The sequence below is a fragment of the Nostoc sp. UIC 10607 genome, assembly GCF_047228265.1.
GTDB lineage: Bacteria > Cyanobacteriota > Cyanobacteriia > Cyanobacteriales > Nostocaceae > Nostoc > Nostoc foliaceum_A.
Genome location: NZ_JBIQNW010000207.1, coordinates 1 through 940, shown reverse-complemented (window position 1 = coordinate 940; position 940 = coordinate 1). Strand labels below are relative to the sequence as shown.

General features: G+C 39.6%; 2 protein-coding genes. Both read left to right on the top strand.

Translation table 11 applies throughout. The features are described 5' to 3' along the window. The first annotated feature begins 202 nt into the window (after positions 1-202). The gene (locus tag ACEYW6_RS36425; protein ID WP_412983641.1) at positions 203-463 is read left to right on the top strand and encodes a hypothetical protein; all 261 of its coding nucleotides are present in this window, start codon (positions 203-205) and stop codon (positions 461-463) included. Between the two features lie 117 nt (positions 464-580). Beyond that, positions 581-847, top strand: a complete 267-nt coding sequence (locus ACEYW6_RS36420) for a hypothetical protein (protein ID WP_412983640.1) — start codon at positions 581-583, stop codon at positions 845-847. Positions 848-940: the final 93 nt, after the last annotated feature.

Here is a 940-nt window from a genome sequence, read left to right as displayed (position 1 = left end):
ACAAGAGTTCGGATTGTTAGCCTTTGGAGCTAGCTTGACTGCACACATCATCAAGTCATTCAGCGAATCTGATACTTTCTTGTAATTGACGACTGAGCTACATTGCTCTGTGGAACTTTTGGAATTAGCGATTAAGCAATACACAGCTTAATCGCTGCCAAATAAATTTGCTCAACAGTAACAATTATTTTAGGAGAAAATTATGGCGAGTATCGCTCTTTCACAACTAAATACTACTGGTTCTGAACTGTTCCAAGATTCTGAAAGCTTCCTCAACGACCTGAACAATGTAGACTCCATTACTATTTATGGTGGTAATGCTGATGTTTCCAGTGTTGCTGATGGCATAGAGCCACTTTTAGCTTATGGCATTAAGGGACAAGAGTTCGGATTATTAGCCTTTGGAGCTAGCTTGACTGCACACATCATCAAGTCATTCAGCGAATCTGATACTTTCTTGTAATTGACGACTGAGCTACATTGCTCTGTGGAACTTTTGGAATTAGCGATTAAGCAATACACAGCTTAATCGCTGCCAAATAAATTTGCTCAAATGTGATAATTATTTTAGGAGAAAATTATGGCAAGTATCGCTCTTTCGCAACTAAATACCACTGGTTCTGAACTGTTTCAAGATTCTGAAAGCTTCCTCAACGACCTGAACAATGTAGATTCCATTACTATTTATGGTGGTGGTGGTGGTAGTGAAGTTTCCAGTGTTGCTGATGGTCTAGAGCCACTATTAGCTTACGGCATTAAGGCACAAGAGTTCGGATTATTAGCCTTTGGAGCTAGCTTGACTGCACACATCATCAAGTCATTCAGCGAATCTGATACTTTCTTGTAATTGACTACTGAGCTACATTGCTCTGTGGAACTTTTGGAATTAGCGATTAAGCAATACACAGCTTAATCGCTGCCAAATCTGCTCAAATGTAAC

What these genes read in the sequence shown, in the direction of transcription:
- ACEYW6_RS36425 (WP_412983641.1), top strand. Translation starts at nt 203, where the DNA reads ATGGCGAGTATCGCTCTTTCACAACTAAATACTACTGGTTCTGAACTG.
- ACEYW6_RS36420 (WP_412983640.1), top strand. Translation starts at nt 581, where the DNA reads ATGGCAAGTATCGCTCTTTCGCAACTAAATACCACTGGTTCTGAACTG.